Annotated in this window: 15 protein-coding genes and 1 tRNA gene; 9 read left to right on the forward strand and 7 right to left on the reverse strand. The window is 70.6% G+C overall.

From position 1 onward, the window contains the following. Positions 1-163: 163 nt before the first annotated feature. On the forward strand, positions 164-1720 hold the full coding sequence (locus ACLQ27_RS04785; RefSeq protein WP_425865751.1) for an OFA family MFS transporter: 1557 nt from the start codon (positions 164-166) through the stop codon (positions 1718-1720). 14 nt (positions 1721-1734) lie between these two features. Here the strand turns inward: ACLQ27_RS04785 and nrfD are convergent, their stop codons facing one another. The 4 genes from nrfD to ACLQ27_RS04805 all read right to left on the reverse strand — a co-directional run bounded on the left by nrfD (position 1735) and on the right by ACLQ27_RS04805 (position 8009). Continuing rightward, positions 1735-2745, reverse strand: a complete 1011-nt coding sequence (nrfD, locus tag ACLQ27_RS04790; RefSeq protein ID WP_425865752.1) for an NrfD/PsrC family molybdoenzyme membrane anchor subunit — start codon at positions 2743-2745, stop codon at positions 1735-1737. Next, on the reverse strand, positions 2742-3785 hold the full coding sequence (locus tag ACLQ27_RS04795; protein WP_357492426.1) for a 4Fe-4S dicluster domain-containing protein: 1044 nt from the start codon (positions 3783-3785) through the stop codon (positions 2742-2744). The genes nrfD and ACLQ27_RS04795 overlap by 4 nt, the downstream gene beginning before the upstream one ends. A gap of 3 nt (positions 3786-3788) precedes the next feature. Beyond that, the gene (fdh, locus tag ACLQ27_RS04800; RefSeq protein ID WP_357492427.1) at positions 3789-7064 is read right to left on the reverse strand and encodes a formate dehydrogenase; all 3276 of its coding nucleotides are present in this window, start codon (positions 7062-7064) and stop codon (positions 3789-3791) included. Between the two features lie 147 nt (positions 7065-7211). Further along, positions 7212-8009 carry a PrsW family intramembrane metalloprotease gene (locus ACLQ27_RS04805; RefSeq protein ID WP_357492429.1) on the reverse strand — a complete coding sequence of 266 codons (798 nt, stop codon included), beginning with the start codon at positions 8007-8009 and terminating at the stop codon, positions 7212-7214. Between the two features lie 116 nt (positions 8010-8125). Between ACLQ27_RS04805 and ACLQ27_RS04810 the strand changes: the two genes are divergently transcribed. From ACLQ27_RS04810 to ACLQ27_RS04825, 4 genes are all read left to right on the forward strand, one after another. Beyond that, complete coding sequence (locus tag ACLQ27_RS04810; protein ID WP_357492431.1) at positions 8126-8524, forward strand: NUDIX hydrolase; 399 nt, start codon at positions 8126-8128, stop codon at positions 8522-8524. 75 nt (positions 8525-8599) lie between these two features. Continuing rightward, positions 8600-8692, forward strand: a tRNA-OTHER gene (locus ACLQ27_RS04815). A gap of 551 nt (positions 8693-9243) precedes the next feature. After that, positions 9244-10773: a TROVE domain-containing protein gene (locus ACLQ27_RS04820; protein WP_425865753.1), complete on the forward strand. Its 1530-nt coding sequence runs from the start codon at positions 9244-9246 to the stop codon at positions 10771-10773. Between the two features lie 343 nt (positions 10774-11116). Further along, positions 11117-15508, forward strand: a complete 4392-nt coding sequence (locus ACLQ27_RS04825; protein ID WP_425865754.1) for a beta strand repeat-containing protein — start codon at positions 11117-11119, stop codon at positions 15506-15508. Positions 15509-15544: 36 nt separating this feature from the next. Here ACLQ27_RS04825 and ACLQ27_RS04830 read toward each other — a convergent pair whose 3' ends face one another. Beyond that, positions 15545-15964 (reverse strand): ASCH domain-containing protein, encoded by a 420-nt coding sequence (locus ACLQ27_RS04830; RefSeq protein WP_425865755.1) that lies wholly within the window; start codon positions 15962-15964, stop codon positions 15545-15547. A 29-nt stretch (positions 15965-15993) separates the two neighbouring features. Then, positions 15994-16746 carry a glyoxalase gene (locus ACLQ27_RS04835; protein ID WP_425865756.1) on the reverse strand — a complete coding sequence of 251 codons (753 nt, stop codon included), beginning with the start codon at positions 16744-16746 and terminating at the stop codon, positions 15994-15996. 164 nt (positions 16747-16910) lie between these two features. On the opposite strand from ACLQ27_RS04835, the gene ACLQ27_RS04840 reads away from it, so the two are divergent. Genes ACLQ27_RS04840 through ACLQ27_RS04855 form a run of 4 tightly spaced genes read left to right on the forward strand, consistent with a single transcriptional unit; the run spans position 16911 to position 20168 of the window. Then, positions 16911-17837: a hypothetical protein gene (locus ACLQ27_RS04840; RefSeq protein ID WP_357492441.1), complete on the forward strand. Its 927-nt coding sequence runs from the start codon at positions 16911-16913 to the stop codon at positions 17835-17837. Continuing rightward, entirely contained in the window at positions 17834-18286 is a 453-nt protein-coding gene (locus tag ACLQ27_RS04845) for an ABA4-like family protein (protein ID WP_234582807.1), read from the forward strand. Before ACLQ27_RS04840 ends, ACLQ27_RS04845 begins: the two co-directional genes overlap by 4 nt. A 5-nt stretch (positions 18287-18291) precedes the next feature. After that, entirely contained in the window at positions 18292-19545 is a 1254-nt protein-coding gene (locus ACLQ27_RS04850; protein ID WP_425865757.1) for a sensor histidine kinase, read from the forward strand. Then, on the forward strand, positions 19542-20168 hold the full coding sequence (locus ACLQ27_RS04855) for a response regulator transcription factor (protein WP_234582806.1): 627 nt from the start codon (positions 19542-19544) through the stop codon (positions 20166-20168). The genes ACLQ27_RS04850 and ACLQ27_RS04855 overlap by 4 nt, the downstream gene beginning before the upstream one ends. Positions 20169-20171: 3 nt before the next feature. Here the strand turns inward: ACLQ27_RS04855 and ACLQ27_RS04860 are convergent, their stop codons facing one another. Beyond that, entirely contained in the window at positions 20172-21962 is a 1791-nt protein-coding gene (locus ACLQ27_RS04860; RefSeq protein ID WP_425865758.1) for a gamma-glutamyltransferase family protein, read from the reverse strand.

Consider the following 21962-nt stretch of genomic DNA (forward strand, 5'->3'; position numbering starts at 1 on the left):
CGAAGTGCGAACCTGCCGCCACGTAACGTGAGAATGCAGCCGGTCAGCGGCTGACGCAGGCGTGCACCGGGCCGCCACCGGGGGCGGCACCGCTCTGTCGGCTACCGGCACGGGCAGCTCTGCCCCGCCGTCTGCCCGTTCAGTCGCAGGAGGTGCGGACCCCATGCTGTCGGTATTCAACCCTCGGCACACCGTCGCTCCCCCGGGATACAGCCGCTGGCTCATCCCGACCGCGGCTCTGGCCGTGCACGTCTGCATCGGCCAGGTCTACGCGACGAGCGTCTACAAGAACTCCCTCATCGCGCACTTCGACACCAGCCAGACGGCGATCGGGGCGATCTTCAGCATCGCCATCGTCATGCTGGGTTCGTCGGCGGCGGTGGGCGGCCGGTGGGTGGAGCGAAACGGCCCCCGCCGGGCCATGTTCGTCTCCGCCTGTTTCTGGGCCACCGGATTCCTGGTCGGCGCGATCGGCATCGCGACCCAGCAACTCTGGCTGCTCTACCTCGGCTACGGCGTCATCGGCGGCATCGGGCTGGGCATCGGCTACATCTCGCCCGTCTCCACGCTGATCAAGTGGTTCCCGGACCGGCCGGGTCTCGCCACCGGCCTCGCCATCATGGGGTTCGGCGGCGGCGCCCTGGTCGCCGGCCCGCTCGCACGCCAGCTGCTCTCGCTGTACGACTCCAACTACAACCCGGACAATCCGGGAGCCGTCGCGTCGGGCCACGCCCTCATGGCGCTCTTCGTCACGTTCGGCCTCGGCTACTTCGTGATCATGATGTTCGGCCCGTTCAACGTCCGGGTTCCGGCACCGGACTGGCGGCCCGCCGGGTTCGATCCCGCCAGCGTCGCCAGCCGCCCCCTGGTGACACGGGCGAGCGTGTCCGCGACGAACGCGGTACGTACCCGATCGTTCTGGCTGCTGTGGATCGTGCTGTTCTGCAACGTCACGGCGGGCATCGGCATCCTGGAGCAGGCCAGCCCGATGATCCAGGACTTCTTCCGGGACAACGGCTCCACCGCGGTGTCGGTGTCGGCGGCGGCCGGCTTCGTGGGTGTCCTGTCGCTGTTCAACATGGCCGGCCGGTTCGTCTGGTCGACGACGTCCGACCTCATCGGCCGCAAGCCCATCTACATGGTCTACCTCGGCGTCGGCATGGTGCTGTACGTGCTGCTCGCCGTCGCCGGCCACGCCGCGACGGCGGTCTTCGTGCTGGTCGCCGCCGCGATCATCTCCTTCTACGGCGGCGGCTTCGCCACCATGCCCGCGTACCTGCGCGACCTGTTCGGCACCTTCCAGGTCGGCGCCATCCACGGCCGGATCCTGACCGCGTGGTCAGCCGCGGGTGTCGCCGGACCGCTGATCGTCAACGGGATCCTCGACACGCAGGGCAAGCCCGGCACCCTCACCGCCTCGGCGTACCGTCCCGCGCTGTTCACCATGGTCGGCATCCTGGCCATCGGTTTCATCGCCAACCTGCTGGTACGTCCCGTGCCGGACCGGTTCCACGAGCCGGACCGGGGACCGACGTCGCCGGTGGCCAAGGCCACGGTCACCGAGCCGGTCGCCCTCGGCCCGCAGAGCACCCCTGCGGTGCCCGAGCACGTCGGCACCCAGACCGGTCGACTCTGGGTGTCCTGGCTGCTGGTCGCGGCGCTGCTCGGATACGGCATCGTCCAGACCGCCATCACCGCGGCGAAACTGTTCACCGGCTGAGGTGTCGCGCCAGTTCAGGGCCGGAGCGCGGGGGCGTTCTTCTCGTCGAGTCTCTCCCGCTGGGGCACGACCGTGTACTTCGGATCGCGCGCGGAGACCCGGCCCGCCTCGAAGACACCGAACCGGGTGGCGACCGACGAGGCCACGAGGGCCGCGCCGGAGATCGCCGCCAGAAGCCGGCTGCGGCGGCTGACCAGTGCCGCGGCGGTGCCCACGGCGAGCAGCGCCCGCCCCGCGGTGACCAGTCGCCCGCTGCGGCCGTGCCGGTACGGCTCACCGGTCAGACCCAGCCGCTCCAGCCGCCGTCCGCCGACCAGCTCGACCGTTGCGGCGGCGAGGGCGAGTCGCCGCAGCGGGGCGGTCTGCGTGGCCGGCGCCGCGATCAGGCCGACCCCGGACGCGGCGGCGAGCGCGCTCCCGGCGAAGACGAAGGGCAGCGACGGGTAGGCGTCGTGCCAGGACGGCACGGCCGTGTCGGCGAGGAGCACCCCGGTGTACGTGGCCAGCGCCGGCGCGACAGCGGCGGCGGCCAGACCGGCGGCGTTGCCGACCGGGGGCGCCAGCCGGCGGGCGAGGCCGAGCACGCCGTGCTGTGGGATCAGCGGCGCGAGTTCGGCGACCGCCGCCACGCCGGCCAGTGGCCCGAACGCGGCGAGGATCCAGGTGCCGACGGACATGGGTGAGGTCACCTTGGCGACCCGGAGCATGTGGTGGAACCGGCTCGGCCGCCCGAGGTCGTGAATGAGCAGGTACGTGCTGGCGGTGACACCGCCGAGGGCCGTCCACCGGCCGATCGTGCGCAACTCGGGACGACCGGTCACCTGGGCGCCCGCGGCGATCAGCGAGCCGCCGGCGGCGAGGCCGCCGGTGAACAGGTAGCCCGCTATGTCGTGCTTCCAGACCGGTGGTTTGAGCACCGGCCGGCCGTAGTAGGAGCTGAAGTCGGCAGGCGGCACGGTGAGCTGTTCGCCGTCCCCGCCGCGTCTCCGCCGCCGGTGCCCGTCCAGAGGTGTCGTGTCGGTCATGGCCGCCGCCCCAGGAACGCGAGCGCCGTGACGGCAGCCATCGTGAGCGCGGCGAGGCCTGCGCGTTTCCACATCGCCGGCAGATCCCGCGTCGTCACCACCGGATCCGGCGGCAACCCGTACACCTCCGGCTCATCCAACAACAGAAAGAACGCACCATCACCACCGACACCGTCGTTCGGATCCTCCCCGTACAACCGCGCCTCAGGCACACCCCGCTCATGCAACGTCGCCACCCGCGCCGCCGCCCGCTCCCGCAACTCGTCCAGAGGCCCGTACTGAATCGACTCCGTCGGACACGCCTGCGCACACGCCGGCGTCATCCCCGCACCCAACCGGTCATAACACAACGTGCACTTCCACGCCCGACCATCACCCTGACGCTGATCGATCACCCCGTACGGGCACGCCGAAATGCAGTACCCACACCCATTACAGATGTCCTCCTGCACCACCACCGTCCCGAACTCCGTCCGGAACAACGAACCCGTCGGACACACATCCAGACAAGCCGCATGCGTGCAGTGCTTACACACATCCGACATCATCAACCACCGAAAATCCGACCGCTGCTCCACACCGGTACCCCGCCCCGGCGGCTGCCCACCCGGCATCCCCAGAAACTCGGGCCCACCTGACATGCGGGCCGCCGCGACCGGCGAACCGGGTGGCAGGCCCGGATCCGTGCCGGTGTCGGCGCTGGTCCGCGCGCCCACAGCCGCCGTCGCCGGGCTGACCGTCGGCCCGTCCGGGTAACCCTCGAACGCCGGTATCTCCGGCCCGACCGAACGCGGCTGCTCGACGAACGCGACGTGCCGCCACGAGTTCGCGGTCAACGCCCCCGTGTTGTCGTACGACATGCCCAACAGATCCAGGCCACTCTCCGGAACACCGTTCCACTCCTTGCAGGCCACCTCGCACGCCTTGCACCCGATACACACACTCGTGTCGGTGAAGAACCCCATCCGCGGCGGCGCATCCACGTAACCGGCATCCGGCGCCGGATCGAGCGGCCCGTACAGGGCGTTGGCGTGCGGCATCGGTCAGTCCTCCCGGTCACTGCTGCTGTCGGCGACGTCGGTCGTGATCAGCGGCGGGTAGCGGTGGCTCAGGTCTCCCGACCGTCGCCGGTAGTCGACGACGAGTTCCAGCAGCCGCTGGCCCCTCGGACGCCGACCGGGCCGCACGTCGCAGGTGCCGACCTTGCTCTCCTGGATGAGGACGTTGGGGTCGAGGGTGATGCCGAACAGGTCGTTGGCCGAGTCGCCGGTGACCAGGCCCTCGTAACCGAAGTGGTACGGCAGCCACACCTGGTGGATGATCCGACCGTCCACCCGCAGCGGAGTGACCCGGTCGGTGACCAGGACCTTCGCCTCGATGGCCGCGCGGGTGCTGACCAGGTGCGCCCATCCCAGGTGCGTCAGGCCGCGGTGGGCGGCCAGTTCCGGTGACACCTCGACGAACATCTCCGGTTGCAGCTCGGCGAGGTGCGCGACGGTCCGGCTCATGCCACCGGCCGTGTGGTGCTCGGTGAGCCGGCTGACCGTGAAGACGTACGGGAAGACGTCGCTGTGCTGCTCCGGCGGGCTCGGGTTGAGGTAGTTGATCGGATGGGTGTAGACCTTGCGGGCCGGGTTGGCCTGCTGGCGGTAGAGGGGGTTGCGTACCGGCGACTCCACCGGCTCGTAGTGCGTCGGCAGCGGCCCGTCAAGCACGCCGCTGGGCGCGTAGAGCCAGCCCTTGCCGTCGCCCTGAAGGATGAACGGGTCGTCCCCCGCGATGCCCGCCACGCCTGACGAGTTCGGCTCGGGCCGGTACGAGGGCGCCTTGGTCTTCTCGAAGTCCGGCACGTCGTAGCCGGTCCACTCGGCCTTCTCCGCGTCCCACCACACGTACTTCTTGCGCTCGCTCCACGGCCTACCGTCCGGGTCGGCCGAGGCACGGTTGTAGAGGATGCGGCGGTTGGACGGCCACGCCCAGCCCCACTCGAGCGCCACCAGGGACTGCTCCGAGCCGGGCTTGCGGCGCGCGGCCTGGTTGACGCCGTCGGCGTACACGCCGGTGTAGATCCAGCAGCCGCCGGCGGTGGAACCGTCGTCAGTCATCTCCGTGTAGCTCGACAGCGGTCGACCGCTGGCCACCTCGTACCCGTTGATCTCGTAGAGCACCGACTCCGCGCTCGGCTCGGCGTGCGGACCGTGCGTGGGGTAGTCCCAGGTGAGGTGAAGCAGCGCGCGGTCGCGGGCCCGGGTCGAGCCGGCCAGCCGTTCCCTGATGATGCGGCCGAGGTGGTAGAAGAACCACAGCTCGGAGCGGGCGTCGCCCGGCGGCTCGACGGCCTTCTCGCGCCACTGCAACAACCGCTGCGTCTGGGTGAACGAGCCCTCCTTCTCCACGTGCGAGGCGGCGGGCAGGAAGAACACCTCGGTACGACACTGCTCCGGAACGATCTCACCCGTCTCGATCTCCGGGGCACGCTGCCAAAACGTGGCGCTCTCGATCATGAACAGGTCCCGGACGACAAGCCAGTCCAGGTTGGCCATGCCCAGGCGCTGCGCCCGGCCGTGGGCCGAGCCGACCGCCGGGTTCTGCCCGAGCAGGAAGTACCCCTTGATCTTCCCGTCGATCATGTTCAACACCTGCTGGTAGGTGCCGTGGTCACCGGTCATCCGGGGCATGTGGTCGTAGCAGTAGTCGTTGTCCGCGGTCGCGGCGTCCCCCCAGTACGCCTTGAGCAGGTTCACGGCGTAGGCGCGCGCGTTGCCCCAGAAGCCCTTCTGGCCGGGGTGCCGGATGCTGTCCACCCACTCGTCGAAGGTCGGGTGGTCGGCGTGGTGCGGCATCGGCAGGTAGCCGGGCAGCAGGTTGAACAGCGTCGGAACGTCGGTGGAGCCCTGGATGCTGGCGTGGCCCCGCAGGGCCATGACGCCGCCACCGGGCCGGCCCATGTTGCCCAGCAGCAGCTGGATGATCGCCCCGGCGCGGATGTACTGCACGCCCACGCTGTGCTGCGTCCACCCCACCGAGTAGACGAGCATGCTGGTCCGGTCCCGGCCGGAGTTGGCGGTCCACGCCTGGGCCAGTTCGAGGAACTTCTCCTGCGGAATACCGCACACCCGCTCCACCATCTCCGGCGTGTAGCGGGAGAAGTGCCGCTTGAGGATCTGGTAGACGCAGCGGGGGTGTTGCAACGTCTCGTCCCGCTGGGTGTCGCCGCTCACCGGGGCGCCGTGCGACTCGTGCTCCAGCCCGGCCGCCGTCTCCCGCTGCGTCTCGGTGTCCTGGGGGGAGATGTTCTCCTCGGCGCCCTCGTACTGCCAGCTGCTCTGGTCGTAGCTGGCGTTCTCCTCGGCGAAGCCCGAGAAGAGCCCGTGCATGTCCTCGGTGTCCCGGAACTCCTCGGTCACGATGGTGGCGGCGTTGGTGTACGCCACGACGTACTCGCGGAAGTCCAGCTCGTTGTCGAGGATGTAGTGGATCACGCCGCCGAGCAGTGCGATGTCCGTGCCGGCCCGGATCGGCAGGTACGCGTCCGCCACCGCGCTGGTCCGGGTGAACCGCGGGTCGACGTGGAAGACCTTCGCCCCGCGACGCTTGGCCTCCATCACCCACTGGAAACCCACCGGGTGCGCCTCGGCCATGTTCGAACCCTGAATGACGATCATGTCGGAGTTCGACAGGTCCTGCTGGAACTGGGTGGCGCCGCCGCGACCGAAGCTGGTCCCCAGACCGGGGACGGTGGCGGAGTGTCAAATACGGGCCTGGTTCTCGATCTGGAGCGCCCCCATCGCGGTGAACAACTTCTTGATGAGGTAGTTCTCCTCGTTGTCCAGCGTCGCCCCGCCCAGACTGGAGATCCCCAACGTCCGGTTGAGCGGCCGGCCCTCGTCGTCACGGTCTTCCCAGGTCTCGTCCCGGGCAGCCAGGACCCGGTCGGCGATCATGTTCATCGCCGTGTCGAGGTCGAGGTCCTCCCACTCGGTGCCGTACGGCCGCCGGTAGCGGACCGTCGTCTGCCGCAGCGGACTGGTCACCAGGCTCTTGCTCGCCGAACCCTTCGGACAGAGCCGGCCCCGCGAGATCGGGCTGTCCGGATCGCCCTCGATCTGCGTGACCTGCCCGTCCTTGACGAACACCCGCTGGCCACAACCCACCGCACAGTACGGGCACACCGAACGGGCCACGCTGTCGGCGGTGTCGGTGCGGGCGGTCAGCGACAGTGACTGGGCGGACTTGGCCGCCGCGCCCCGCCCGAGCGGGTCGGTGCCGGTGAGCTGGCGGTAGAGGGGCCAGCTCTCGACCCAGCGGCGCACCCCCATCGCTGCACCTTCCCGACGAAAGCTACTAAATGTGAACAGTCCGACAGTAGTTGAGGTGCCGACCCGGCCGCAGCGGGATCAGCAGAGCGATGCCTCCCCCGGCCAATTCGCACTGGCCGCAGGAGGCATGGTGTAGAAGGGTCGCGATCAGCTCGACGGACGCTGGACCACCAGGCGGTCACCGAAGGTGCGGTAGCGGTGCAGCTCCCAGAACAGCCAGCCGATGCTGACGATCGCCAGCACGACGAAGACCAGCCAACCGGAGAACGTGTCCCAGAGGGTGTGCAGGACGACGACACCTCCGAAGGTGCCGAGGAACCCGAACAGCCGGCCGACGCTCGGGCTGGCCAGCAGCGCCCACAGCGCTCCGGCGGTGAGCCCGGTCCACGCGGTGTGCCCGGCGGGCGCGGTCAGACCACGGATGAACAGGGTCTGCTCCACCGCACCGATGTTGCCCTGCGAACTCAGCAGCGCGGTGAAGGCGTACCCCATCGTCTCCAGCGCGGCGAAACCCATGCCGGCGGCCACACCGATGACCAGACCGTCGGACGGCAGGCGACGACGGTGCTGCGCCAGCGCCGTGAACAGCAGCACCACGGGGACGATCAGCTTCGCCGACTCCTCGATCAGCGCCACGAACAGCATGGGCAGGGCACCGAGGCCGCGCAGGGTGTCGTACTCCAGGGTGCCGGCGACCACCGTGCCGATCACCCCGCCGAAGAACGCCGACGTCACCAGCACCGACGCCGGCACCTGCCAGCGCCCGGTACGGGCCTGGGCGAACGTGAGGAACGTCAGCGGCGCCACTGTCGCGCCGAGCAGGATCAGTGCCGGCACGAAGTTCGGGTTCTGGGTGCGAACGAGGGTCCGCAGCACCGCGAGGTACAGGATCAGCCCGACGACGAGCACTCCGGCCCACGCCCACCGACGAGAACGATCACCCATACGGGGAGTCTCGCGGATCCAGGTTACAAAGACCAGCCACGCTGCGCAGAAGAGGCCCCGGAGGGTACGCCCGACGATCGGTGCCGGGGACCGCTCAGCGTGGCAGGGTCTCCCGCATGGCCACCTACGACGTCGCCCTCGTACTTCTCGTCGACCCTTTTGGGGCGGTGCTGATGCAGCATCGCGACGATCACGCGCCCGTCTCGCCGAACCAGTGGAGCCTTCCCGGCGGCCACATTGAGCCCGGCGAGTCGCCCGAGCAGGCGGCCCGCCGCGAGCTGCTGGAGGAGACCGGCCTGACAGCCGGTGAGCTGCACCTGCTGTGGAGCGGCCCGCGCCCGTACGAGGCGGGCTTCGAGCACACGGTGACGGTGCATGTCTTCCGTGGCACCACCACCGCGCGACAGGAGGACGTCGTGCTCGGCGAGGGCCAGGCCATGGTGTTCGTCCCGCGCGAGGAGGTGTTCGACCGGGAACTGGCGGCCTCGTCCGCGCTGGTCCTGTCCATGATCTGAGGTCCCGGCTCCTCGGCGGTTCGGCCGACCGGAGTCCCCGACGGCGGACACGTAATGGGGTTGTCCGCGTGGCAGGGCGGCCCTACTGTCGTGGGGCACCTCCCGGTGCGCAGGCAACGGCTACTTCCGCATCCAATCGGGGAGACGTGGGTTCGAATCCCACCGCCACTTCGGGTGGCGTCGACCAGCGGCCCAGGTCACCTTGGCCCGCGAGGGCCGGTCGCCGTCGCCGCTTCGATCTCGGGAGGTGCGCTCTCGCCGCACGCCCGGTGCGACCGATACGGCTACTTCTGGTAAAGGTCCGGCAAGGGCCTGCGGTTCGAGCCCGCGAACGCCGTGTCCACTTTTGATCTCGGGCGTGCGGCGCGACCACACCGCCTCCGATCACAAGATCGCAAAAGCTGTTGCCCGTCCGCGACAGCTGCCGCTACGGTCGTGACCGCACTTCCCGGTGCGTAGGCGACGGTTACATCTGGAGGGGTTCCGACCCCGGTGAAGGACATCCGTCGCCGACCTCGATCTCGGGAAAGCGCGACCACACGCACACCCGGTGCGCAGGCAACGGTTACTTCCCGGCTCCGCAGATGGGGGTTCGAATCCCCCCGACGCCTTCGGGTGGGTGGTTCAACGGACAGAACGGCGGACTAGTCCGTGGCCGACTCTGATCTCGGGTGTGCGCTGTGGTGGCGTCTTCTCGGCCGACTGACGTGGGGGACGTCATGGCCAAGTTCAACCTCAAGCTGCGCACGGGCCGGCATCGGCCGGTGACCGGCGAGGGCGCACCCGGTTTCGTCCGTGAGCCGCGCCTCGAACTGTTCCTGCTCGCTGTCTCGAACATGGTGGGCGAGGCCAGCTTCTACGAGCGCGCCACCGACCGCGACGGCCGCTTCCGGAAACTGGTCGCCACCGTCGCCGTCGCTGATCCCGACTGGTTCGCGCGCTTCGTACCGTGGCTCCGCACCGGCGCGATGATGCGCTCGGCGTCCGTGGTGGCCGCCCTTGAGGGTGCCCGCGCGCAGGTGGCGGCAGGAATTCCGGGTTCGCGCGCGGTCGTGGATGCGGCGTTGCAGCGTGCGGACGAGCCGGGCGAGGCGCTCGCGTACTGGCTGGCTCGTCGTGGCCGGGCGCTGCCCAAGCCGGTGAAGCGGGGCATCGCCGACGCGGCGGTCCGCCTCTACACCGAGCGGAGTCTGCTCAAGTACGACTCCGTCGCCAGCCAGGTGCGCTTCGGTGACGTCATCGAGCTGACCCACCCCACCGCCCGGGACGAGCGGCAGGGCGACCTGTTCCGGCACGCGCTGGATCGGCGGCACCGGCGGGACAATCCGGTCCCCGCGTCCCTGCAGATACTCAGGGCGCGGGACGCGCTGATGGCGATGCCTGTCGAGCAGCGCCGGGAATTCACCGATCCGGCGATGCTTGACGCTGCCGCCATGACGTGGGAGGCGCTGGCCGGCTGGCGACAGAGCGCGATGGACGCGGTGGCATGGGAGTCGGTCATCCCGACGATGGGCTACCTGGCGCTGCTGCGTAACCTGCGCAACTTCGACCGGGCCGGGGTCAGTGACACCGTCGCGGAGACCGTGGCCGCCAAGCTCGCCGACCCCGCGCAGGTGGCGAGGTCGCGAGTGCTGCCGATGCGCTTCCTGTCGGCGTACAACGCCGCGCCGAGCCTGCGCTGGTCGTACCCGCTGGAGAGGGCGTTGCAGCACGCCCTGGCGAACGTGCCCGCCCTGGACGGGCGGACGCTGATCCTCATCGACACGTCCGGCTCGATGCAGAGCCCGTTCAGCAAGGACGGCACGCTGCTCTGCTGGGACGCCGCAGCGGTGTTCGGTCTCGCGCTGGCCGCCCGCGCGCAGTCGCCCACTGTGGTGTCGTTCTCCCACGACCGCCTGGTGTTTCCCGAGGTGGCGGGCGAGTCGGTCCTCGCGGCGGTGCGGCGGTTCAGAGAGGGCGGTTACTTCCTCGGCAGGGGAACCGACACCGAGAAGGCGGTCCGCGAGCACTACGACCGGCACGACCGTCTGATCATCCTCACCGACGAGCAGGCCCAGTGGCACGGTTCGACGAATGTCCTAGCGGCGGTGCCGGCGGAGGTGCCCGTCTACACCTGGAACCTGGCCGGATACCGGATCGGGCACACGCCGACCGGCACGAACCGGCACACCTTCGGCGGACTGTCCGACGCCGCGTTCGCGATGATCCCGCTGATCGAGGCCGGGTCCGACGACCGGTGGCCCTTCTGAACCGAGGGCTGCGGGGCTGCGCCTGCCCCGCAGCCCGGGTCAGGGGCGAATGTGAATTCAGTGGCGCACTCACACACTCGTTCGGGTGACCACTTATGAGGATTGAGTCTGCATTTCATAGGTCTGAGATCGTCGATCCCGGCTCGGCGTACGCAGCGCAACCGCTGCAAGCTGCACAACGGGGGAAACGAGAATGCTTTTCGAGCGACGCCGATGGTTCACATCGGCGCTAGCGGCGGTTGGCGCATTGCTGGCGTCGTCGACGCTTGTCGTTGTGGCATCGGGACAGCCCGCATCGGCGACGGTTCCGGGTCTGCCCGGAGACCCCCAGCCCGGCACACCCGTGTTCACTGAGGATTTCTCCAACGAGAGTGCGGCCGCAGCGCCGATCCGCATTGGCTCCTACACCGGCTCGCCAGGTTCGGTCTACGTACCTGGGCCCGGTGGCAGCGGCGCGGACAGCGAGACCTACACGGCGGACCCCGCGTGGAGTCCCGGCGCGGGCGCGTGCAACGGCTGGATCATGCGGTCGGACTCGCCGCTGCCGCCCAACGGTGGCAACCCGCCGGTCACCAACAACGACCAGTGCGGGCGTTCGGCCGCATGGAGCCGGCTGCAGGAAATGGCACGCGACATGGGGCTGTTTCAGGGGCAGAGCCCGGAGGTGGCAGCCACCAACCAGGTACTGACCGAGTACAGCAATAGTCCGACAGGCGCACAGGCCGCCGGATTCCAACTGGAGACCGACAGCAACACCATTCCGGCGCTCAGCGGTCACTTCTATGCGGTCTCGGCGATCTTCGCCGAGAGGAACTGCACGGTTCCCTCCGCGCAGCGGGCACGCCTTCGCTTCGATCTGCTTCTCAACGGGGTACCGACCGTACTCGCCCAGAATCTGAGCCCGTGCACCGATCCCACCGCTCAGATCATCAACAACACCTGGGTAGCCAAGCTGCAATCGACGGCTCTGCAATTGTCAGTCGCCGATACACCGACGCTTGGCGTACGCCTCTACAACGCGACCGCGACGGGCATCGGCAACGACGTCGCGTTCGACCTTCCACAGATCGTCGACGTGACCCCGCAGCTGGACAAGGCCTTCAGCCCGGCCACGATAGGGCAGGGCCAGACTTCCACGCTGACGTTCACCGTCACCAACACCGACGATCTGCAAGCCAAGAACGGGATGAGTTTCACCGACAACCTTCCCGGCAATGTGACCGCCACCGGCGTCAACAGCACGACGTGCTCGGGAGCCGCCGTGACCGCGCCCGCCGGCGCCACGTCCGTCGACTTCACCGGCGATATCGGACTCGGTGTCGCCTCGTGCACGATCTCCGTCCAGGTGACCAGCAACGTGGTCGGCTCGTACACCGACACCGGATGCGTCGCCCCGGACGGCTCGACGATCCCTGGCTGTGAGAGCAACTTCCCCACCATCGTCGGAATCAACCCGCCCGGCGCCACCACCCTCACCGTCATCCCCACGGTGGATCTGGCGGTGACCAAGACCGGAACTCCGAATCCGTACGTGCCGGGTGCACCCCTGACCTACACCGTTGCCGTTACCAACGCCGGCCCGTCCGATGCTGTCGGGGCGACAGTGACGGATCCACTGCCCGCGCCGCTGGCCGGGTTCACCTGGACCTGCGAGGCGTCCGCCGGCAGCACCTGCGCCGCGTCCGGCACCGGCAGCATCGACGACACCGTGACCGTGGCGACCGGGGGGACGCTGACCTACACGATCACCGGGACTGTGCCGTCGGGCACGACCGGCGACCTGACCAACACCGCCACCCTGACTCCACCGGCAGGCGTCTCGGACCCGGGCTGCACGCCGAGCTGCCAGTCCACGGTCGTCATCCCCGCGACGCTGACAGTTGATCTGGCGATCGTGAAGACCGCGACCCCCAACCCGTACGTGCCAGGGGCGCCCTTCTCGTACACCGTGACGGTCACCAACGGCGGCCCCTCCGACGCCGTCGGCGCGACAGTTTCCGACCCGCTGCCCGCACCACTGGGCGGGTTCGCCTGGACCTGCGAGGCGTCCGCGGGTAGCACCTGCACCGCCTCGGGCACCGGAACCATCACCGACACCGTCACGGTCCTCGCCGGGGGGACGCTCACCTACACGATCAGCGGAACCGTGCCCTCGGGAACCACGGGTGACCTGACGAACACCGCCACCCTCACCCCACCCGCCGGTGCCACCGACCCGGACTGCACGCCGAGCTGCCAATCCACAGTCGTCACCCCCGCCGCGCCGACAGTTGACCTCGCCGTCGTGAAAACACCGACTCCCAACCCGTACGTGCCGGGTGCACCTCTGACCTACACGGTCACCGTCACCAACGGCGGCCCCTCCGATGCCGTCGGCGCGACAGTGGCCGATCCACTGCCCGCGCCCCTTTCAGCGTTCACCTGGACCTGCGAAGCATCCGCCGGCAGCACCTGCACCGCCTCGGGCACCGGGAACATCACCGACACCGTCACCATCCTGGCCGGCGGAACCCTCACCTACACGATCACCGGCACCGTCCCATCGGGGACCACCGGTGACCTGAGCAACACCGCCACCCTCACCCCACCTGCCGGCGTCACCGACCCGGACTGCACCCCCAGCTGCCAATCCACAGTCGTCACCCCCGCCGCGCTGACAGTTGATCTCGCCATCGTGAAAACGGCGACCCCGAACCCGTACGTGCCAGGGGCGCCCTTCTCGTACACCGTGACGGTCACCAACGGCGGCCCGTCCGACGCCGTCGGCGCGACAGTCAGCGACCCGCTGCCCGCGCCGCTGTCAGGATTCACCTGGACCTGCGAGGCGTCCGCCGGCAGCACCTGCACCGCCTCGGGCACCGGCAACATCACCGACACGGTCACCGTCCTGGCCGGCGGAACACTCACCTACACGATCACCGGCACCGTGCCCTCCGGCACCACCGGCGACCTGACCAACACCGCCACCCTGACTCCGCCAGAGGGCGCCTCAGATCCGGACTGCACCCCCAGCTGCCAATCCACGGTCGTCACCCCCGCCGCACCCACTGTGGATCTCGCCGTCGTGAAAACGGCAAGCCCGAACCCGTACGTGCCCGGTACAACCCTGACCTACACGGTGACGGTCACCAACGGCGGCCCGTCCGACGCCGTCGGCGCGACAGTTTCCGACCCGCTGCCCGCGCCGCTGTCAGCGCTCACCTGGACCTGCGAGGCGTCCGCCGGCAGCACCTGCGCCGCCTCGGGCACCGGGACCATCACCGACACCGTCACGGTCCTGGCCGGCGGAACACTCACCTACACGATCACCGGAACTGTCCCGTCGGGAACCACCGGCGACCTGAGCAACACCGCCACCCTCACCCCACCCGCCGGCGTCCTCGATCCCGACTGCACACCGAGCTGCCAGTCCACGATCGTCACCCCTGCCGCACCCACTGTGGATCTCGCCGTCGTCAAGACCGCGACACCCAACCCCTACGTGCCAGGGACGCCCTTCTCGTACACCGTGCGCGTCACCAACGGCGGCCCCTCCGACGCGGTCGGTGCGACACTTTCGGACCCGCTGCCCGGACCGCTGTCAGCGTTCACCTGGACCTGCGAGGCGTCCGCCGGCAGCACCTGCGCCGCCTCCGGCACCGGGACCATCACCGACACCGTCACCATCCTGGCCGGCGGAACACTCACCTACACCATCACCGGAACCGTGCCCTCCGGAACCACCGGCGACCTCACCAACACCGCCATCCTCACCCCACCAGCCGGCGTCACCGACCCGGACTGCACCCCCAGCTGCCAATCCACAGTCGTCACCCCCGGCACACCCACGGTCGACCTCGCGATCGTCAAGACCGCGACCCCCAACCCCTATGTGCCGGGTGCATCCTTCACCTACACGGTTGCCGTCACCATCGGCGGCCCGTCCGACGCCGTCGGCGCGACAGTTTCCGACCCACTTCCCGGACCGCTGGCCGGCTTCACCTGGACCTGCGAGGCATCCACCGGCAGCACCTGCGCCGCCTCCGGCACCGGCAACATCACCGACACCGTCACCATCCTGGCCGGCGGAACCCTCACCTACACGATCACCGGAACCGTCCCCTCCGGAACCACCGGCGACCTCACCAACACCGCCACCCTCACCCCACCGGACGGCGTCACCGACCCGGACTGCACCCCCAGCTGCCAATCCACGGTCGTCACCCCCGCCGGACCGGTCGTGGACCTTGCTGTCGTGAAAACGGCGACACCGGACCACTACGCGCCGGGCGCACAGGTGACCTTCACGGTGACCGTCACCAACGGCGGCCCGTCCGATGCCGTCGGCGCGACCCTGACAGATTCACTGCCCGGGCCCCTGGCCGCATTCACCTGGGCCTGTGAGGCATCAACGGGCAGCACGTGCACCGCCTCCGGCACCGGCAGCATCACCGACACCGTCACCGTCCTGGCCGGCGGAACACTCACCTACACCATCAGCGGAACTGTGCCATCGGGAACGACCGGCGATCTGACCAACACGGCCACCCTGACCCCACCGGCGGGCGTCTCAGATCCCGGCTGCACGCCGAGCTGCTCGACGACCGTGGTCCTCGCTGGGCCTGTTCCGCCCATGCCGGTCACGGGCAGCCGTCTGACAGCCCTCGCGACACTCGGGGCAAGCGCCGCTGCTCTCGGTGTCCTGCTGGTTGCCGGGCTGGCCCTGGTACGCCGACGCACCCGCCGCGAGTCTTGACACTGCCGACGGACGCGCAGGACGGAGATCGCCCGCTCAGACGGCGTGCACCAGCCGGAAGCGCTGGGCCACCACCAGAGTGTCGTCGTCGACGGTGAAGTCGGGGTCGCCCAGCTCGGCGCGGACCTCGGCGCTGTGCCAGAACGCCTCGTGCCCGGCCCTCCACTGCGCCACCGACTCGTCCCCCTCGCCCTCGTCGAGGGCGTGCCGCAGATCGACGTCGCCGAGTCGGACGACCCGCACGTCGGTCAGTTCGATCACGGCGACCCGCTGGCCCGCGGAGTTCACCACTGCCGACTGCTGGCCGACCTCGGGCAGTGGCTCGTTCGCTCGCTCATAGCCGACCAGAAGGGCGGACGTGGAGGTTTTCGCTCCGGTGAGGATCGCCGCCACGAGCCGGTCCCGCAGGGGACCCGGAAACGCGAACTCGACAGGTGGAAGATCGTCGAGTTTCATGAGCGGAGCATACCCACGGACACTGAACATCAGGCCTCCTGAGGTCGCCACCACGGTTCGAGCAGAGCCGGGTCGGCGACGAAGCTCCTGACCTGCGCGCGCTCCGGCTCGGTCAACGTGAGCGCGCGCAGCTGGGCACCCCATTCGGGCACCCGGTCGGTCTTGCCCAGCGCCACCGACAGTTCGATCAGCCCGGCGAGCGCCGTCGCCTGCTCGACCGTCGGAGCGTCCTCGGCACGGCGGCGCATCCCTGAGTCCAGCGCCCGGTAGGCGGCCCGGTCGTCCATCTTGAACTCGCGCAGGATCCGCGCGTTGTCGAGCACCCGGGCCAGCCCCTCAAGCTCGGACGACCCGCCGTACTCCATATCCTGCGGCTCGTCGCGCTGGATGAAGACGACGGTGTTGCCCGACGGGTCGACGACGCTGAACCGCGACGCCCCGGCACGGTAGCGGGTGATCCGGGGCACCCCCTTGGCCAGCACCTTGCCGTACGCGCCGCGCATCGCGTCGACGAACGCCGCGTGGTACGGCGCTACCGCGTCGACCATCACCAGGCAGCCGCCGGTCTGTTCCTTCGCCGGGTCGAGGCCCTTCGGTGCGGGCCCGTAGTGCAGGGCGAATCCGCTCCACTGGACGACGAGATAGACGTACGGCCGCATCTGCTCGTAGGTCACCTCGAAGCCGAGCGCACGCCAGAAGGCCAGGGTCTCCTCCGGCGCCGGGCAGGGCAGCAACGGCACTGTGGTCTCGTTCGGCTGGACACGGTCCTCATTGGTCGTCATCGTCACTCCGGTCCGCTCGGCAGGCCGGCCATTGTGCCAGCACCGGCGGCGCTGCGGGCGGATCCCGCCTCCTACCCGGGGAGGAGGCGCGCTCCGACCCGGGGCCGCAACCGGGGCCCGCGGTCGGACGCGACAGGCGGGATCGGTCACGAGCATCTACAGGCATGACAACCGTTCTGCGTCGGGCGACACACTGGAACCGCCCCCTCATGATTCTCGTCTGCGCGATGGCGGTGCTCGCCGTCGTCGCCATGGTCGGCATCCTCGTCGACCCACGCGTCCTCACCGGGGCGCCGATCTGGCTCAAGCCGTTCAAGTTCGCGGTGTCGTTCGTGCTGTACGGCGCTACGCTCGCCTGGATGCTCACCCTGCTGCCCCGGCGCAGCCGGATCGCCGAAGGAGCGGTCACGGTCATCGTCGCGGTCGCGGTCCTGGAGAATGTCTTGATCGTCGGCCAGGTGCTGCGCGGGCAGACCAGCCACTTCAACGACAGCACCCCGCTGAACGCCGCCCTGTTCGCGGCGATGGGTGCGGCGATCATGGTGCTCTTCCTCGCGCACCTCGTCCTCGGCATCGTCGTACTGATCCGGCGGATCCCCGACCGGGTCGCCGCGACCGCCGTCGGGTGGGGGCTCGGCCTGTCCCTGCTGGGGATGCTCGCGGCGGTGCCGATGGCGCTGCCGATGCAGGACCCGGGCATCGAGGGCATCTCCGGGGCGCACAGCGTGGGCGTGGCCGACGGTGGGCCGGGGCTGCCCGTGGTCGGCTGGAGCACCACGGGCGGCGACCTGCGGATCGGGCACTTCGTGGGCCTGCACGCCCTGCAGGCCCTGCCGATCCTGGCGATCCTGCTGACCCGGTTCGCTACCCGGCTCGACGCGCGCACCCGCGTCCGGCTGCTGGTCATCGCGGGCGGCGCGTACGGCGTACTCACGATGCTGTTGACCTGGCAGGCCCTGCGCGGGCAGCCGCTGCTGCGCCCGGACGCCCGCACGCTGGTCGCCGTCGCGGCCCTGGTGGTCGCGACGGCGACCGCCGGCGGCCTGGTCCTGGCCCGTCGGCGCCGCCCGGAACTGGCGCTCGCGGCATGACCGCGACGCTGTTCTCCCTGACGTTCGCGGTGGCCGCGCCGTTCTGGGCGCTGATGATCCTGGCGCCGCGGTGGTCCTGGACCGCCCGGATCATCGGCTCACCGCTGATCGTGCTGCCCGTCGTGGTGATCTACGCGCTGCTGGTGGTCCCGGCGTTCGGCGAGGTGCTGCCGGCCGTCGCGTCGCCGACCCTGGCCGGGGTACGCGAACTGCTCGGGACGCCCGACGGCGCGGCGGCGGGCTGGGCGCACCTGATCGCGTTCGATCTGTTCGTGGGCCGCTGGGCGTGGTTGGACAGCCGGGAACGGGGGGTGCCGGCGCTGGTCATGGCTCCGGTGCTGGTGCTGACCATCCTGCTCGGGCCGCTCGGCCTGGCCGCCTACCTGGGCGTACGGACGCGGTGGCGGCAGCCGGCGGTCGCAGCCGCCGACCGTGAGCACCTAGGCTGACGACCGTGGGGTGGCGGGGACGACTGTTCGACACGTGGGACGCACGCGTGCGGATGGTGCTGCTCGACCTGAGCGGGTTGAGCTATCTGCTTCTGGTGCCCCACTCCGGCCCCGGGCCGACGCCGACGCAGTGGACCCTCGCGCTGGCCGCGTTCGCCGTGGCGCTCCTGGCGTACCGCCGGCCGGTGGTCAACCTCGTGGCGCAGGCCGCGCTGCTGGTGGCTGCGATCTGCCTGATCGACGACATCACGATCAACCAGGTCGGGGCGAGCTGGGCCCTGCTCGAGGTCACCATGCGAGCAGGTCGCGCCCGCACCATCTGGTTGAGCGCCGGGCTGCTGGCCGTGGTCGACCTGACCGACTCGATAGGCGACCCGCTGCGCCAGGTCGCTTCCGGCGTCGTCGGACTGGCCCTGGAGGTCGGCGTGCCGGTGCTGCTCGGCCTGGTCATCCGGACCAACCGGGAGCTGGGCCGGCAGGCCGTCGAGCGGGCGCTTGCCGAGCAGCGGCGGCGCGAGTCGGAGAGCCGCGCGGCGCGCGCCGACGAACGCAGCGCCATCGCCCGCGAGCTGCACGACGTCGTCGCCCACCACGTGGCGTCGATGGTGCTGCGGGTCGGTGTGGCCCGGCACGTCCTCACCGACCTGGACCCCCGGGTGGACGAGGTGTTCGACGACGTGCACGGCACGGGCACCGCGGCCCTGGCGGAGCTGCGCCGGCTGGTCGCGGTGCTGCGCAACCCCGACGGGGTACGCGGTGACGCCGCGCTGACCGCGATCGAGCCCTCGGCGCTCCCCTCGGCGCTCGGCGCCGCCGTCGACCGGGCCCGCCAGGCCGGCATCACCGTCGAGGCCGACATCGACGCGGCGATCGGTTCCCTCGACGCGGTACGTGGCCTGGCGGTGCTGCGGTTGACCCAGGAGGCGCTGACCAACGTGGCACGCCACGCCGGGCCGGCCGCGCGGGCGCACCTGGTGGTGGCCCTGCGCGACGGGGCGGTGCACTGGGAGGTCACCGACGACGGCTGCGGCGTCGACGGCGACAGCGCGCCGACGCCCGTGCCAGCCGGCGGCGGCCACGGCATCACCGGCATGTCCGAACGCGTCGAGGTGCTCGGCGGCCGGCTGGAGGCGGGCCCGACCGGCACGGGCTGGCGGGTGCGGACCGTCCTGCCGAACACGCTCCCCGAGACCGCCGCCGATGCGGCGCCCCGGGCCCGCGCGGCCCCGGCCGGAACACCCACCCGGCGGCCGGCGTGATCCGCGTCCTGCTGGTCGACGACCAGCACCTCATCCGCGCGGGTCTGCGCATGCTGTGCGACGCGCAGCCCGACATCGAGGTCGTCGGCGAGGCCGACAACGGCCGCGAGGCGGTGGTCCTCGCCGCGCGGCTCCTCCCCGACGTCGTCGTCATGGACCTGCGCATGCCCGGCGTCGACGGAATCACCGCGACGTCGCGGATCCTCGCCGAGCGTCCCGCCACCCGGGTGCTGGTGCTGACCACGTTCGGCGACGACGACCACCTCTATCCCGCGCTGAGCGCCGGGGCCTGCGGCTTCCTACTCAAGGACGCGCCCCCGACCGAGCTGCTGGACGGCATCCGCCGGGCCGCCGCGGGCGACAGCCCGTTCACCCCGGAGGTGCTGCACCGCCTCGTCCAACGCGCGGTGCACGCCCGCGCCGAGCCGCCCCGACCCGTGCAGGGGCTTACCGCCCGCGAGCAGGACGTGCTGACCCTGGTCGCCGAGGGTCTGTCCAACAGCGAGATCGCCGAACGCCTCCACATCGGCGTCACCACCGTCAAGACCCACATCACGAGCCTCATGACCAAGACCGACAGCCCCAACCGCGTACGCCTGGCGCTGTTCGCGCGCGGCGCCTGACCGCTACCGGCCGCAGGCGTAGCCCTGCATACCTCTCGGGTTCGCGCCTGCGGCCAGCACGCCCGTGCCCGGGTCCCGGCTGACGGCGCAGAGCCGGCCCAGACTCCACGCGTCGACGAGCCGCACCTCGTGCCCGTACGCCCGCAGGGCCGTCACCACGTCGGCGTCGAACCGGTCCTCCATGAGCAGGACGCCGGGCTCCGAGTCGCGGGGATAGAACGACGCCGGCAGGCTGACGGTGTGCCACGCGGGCGCGTCGATGGCCTCCTGGAGGTGTTGACCGCCGACGAGGTGGCGCAGCAGGAAGGGCACCTGCCACTGGTCCTGCTGGTCACCGCCGGGCGTGCCGCACGCCAGGACCGGCTCGCCGTCACGGTGCACCATCGTCGGGCTCAATGTGGTACGCGGTCGGCGGCCCGGTACGAGCGACGTCGGCAGCCCCTCCTCCAGCCAGAACATCTGCAGCCGACTGCCCAGCGGAAAGCCGAGTTCCGGGATTGTGGGCGAACTCTGCAACCAGCCACCACTGGGCGTCGCCGAGATCATGTTGCCCCAGCGGTCGACGACGTCCACGTGGCAGGTGTCGCCCCGGGTCACCCCGTCGGAGCGCACCGTCGGCTCCCCCGTGGTCGGGTCCGACGCGTCGACGCGGCTGCCGGCGCCGCGTCGGACGTGGGCCGGCAGGCGCGGTTGCGCCCCGGCGGGACGGCCGGGTCGCAGCTCGGTCGGCGCGCGGTCACCGATCAACCCCGCGCGCTCCCGCGCGTACGTCGGGGAGAGCAGCGCGGTGGCGGGCACGTCGGCGCTGTCGCCGTACCAGGCCTCGCGGTCGGCGATGGCGAGCTTGAGCGCCTCGACCTGGGCGTGGACGCCGGCGGCGGTGGCCGTGTCGTACGCGCCGTCGTCGTCGAGCGCGTCGAGGACGGCCAGCGTCTGGAGCAGCACCGGGCCCTGGCCCCAGAACCCGGTCTTCGCCACCGAGTAGCCCTGCCAGTCGAGGGTGGTCGGGGCCTCCCAGGTCGCCGAGTACGCGGCCAGGTCGTCCCCCGTGACCAGCCCCGCATGTGCGCGGCCGCTGGAGTCACGGAACGGCCGCCGGCTGAACTCGTCGATCGCCTCGGCCACGAAGCCCGTACCCCAGGCTCGGCGCGCGGCCTCGATCTGGGCCTCCCGGTCGCCGCCGGCCGCCTGCCCGGCCTCGACGATTCGGCGCAGCGTGCGCGCGTACGCCGGGTTGGTGAACCTCTCCCCCGCCGCCGGTGGCCGGCCGTCGCGCAGCCAGAGCTGGGCGGACGTCGGCCAGTGCTCCTCGAACAGCGACCGCACGGCCGCCACGGTGTCACCAACCCTGCCCACCAGGGGGTGGCCTGCGGCGGCGTAGCCGATCGCCGGCTCCAGCACGTCGGCGAGGGTGAGCGTGCCGTGCTCGCGCAGCAGCAGGAGCCACGCGTCCACCGCGCCGGGCACGGCTGCCGCGAGCGGGCCGGCCCCCGGGATGAGATCCATGCCGAGGGACCGGAAGTGGGCGATGGTCGCGGCGGCCGGCGCCGGGCCCTGCCCGCACAGCACCTTCGGGCGAGGATCCGCAGCGGTCGCCACGATGGCCGGCACCTCGCCGCCCGGGCCGTTGAGGTGGGGCTCGACGACGTGCAGGACGAACCCGGCGGTCACCGCGGCGTCGAAGGCGTTCCCGCCGCGTTCCAGGACCCCCATCGCGGACTGGCTGGCGAGCCAGTGCGTCGACGACACCATGCCGAAGGTTCCCTGCAGGGTCGGTCTGGTGGTGAACGTCAT

This window comes from Micromonospora sp. DT63 (assembly GCF_049841615.1).
Taxonomy (GTDB): domain Bacteria; phylum Actinomycetota; class Actinomycetes; order Mycobacteriales; family Micromonosporaceae; genus Micromonospora.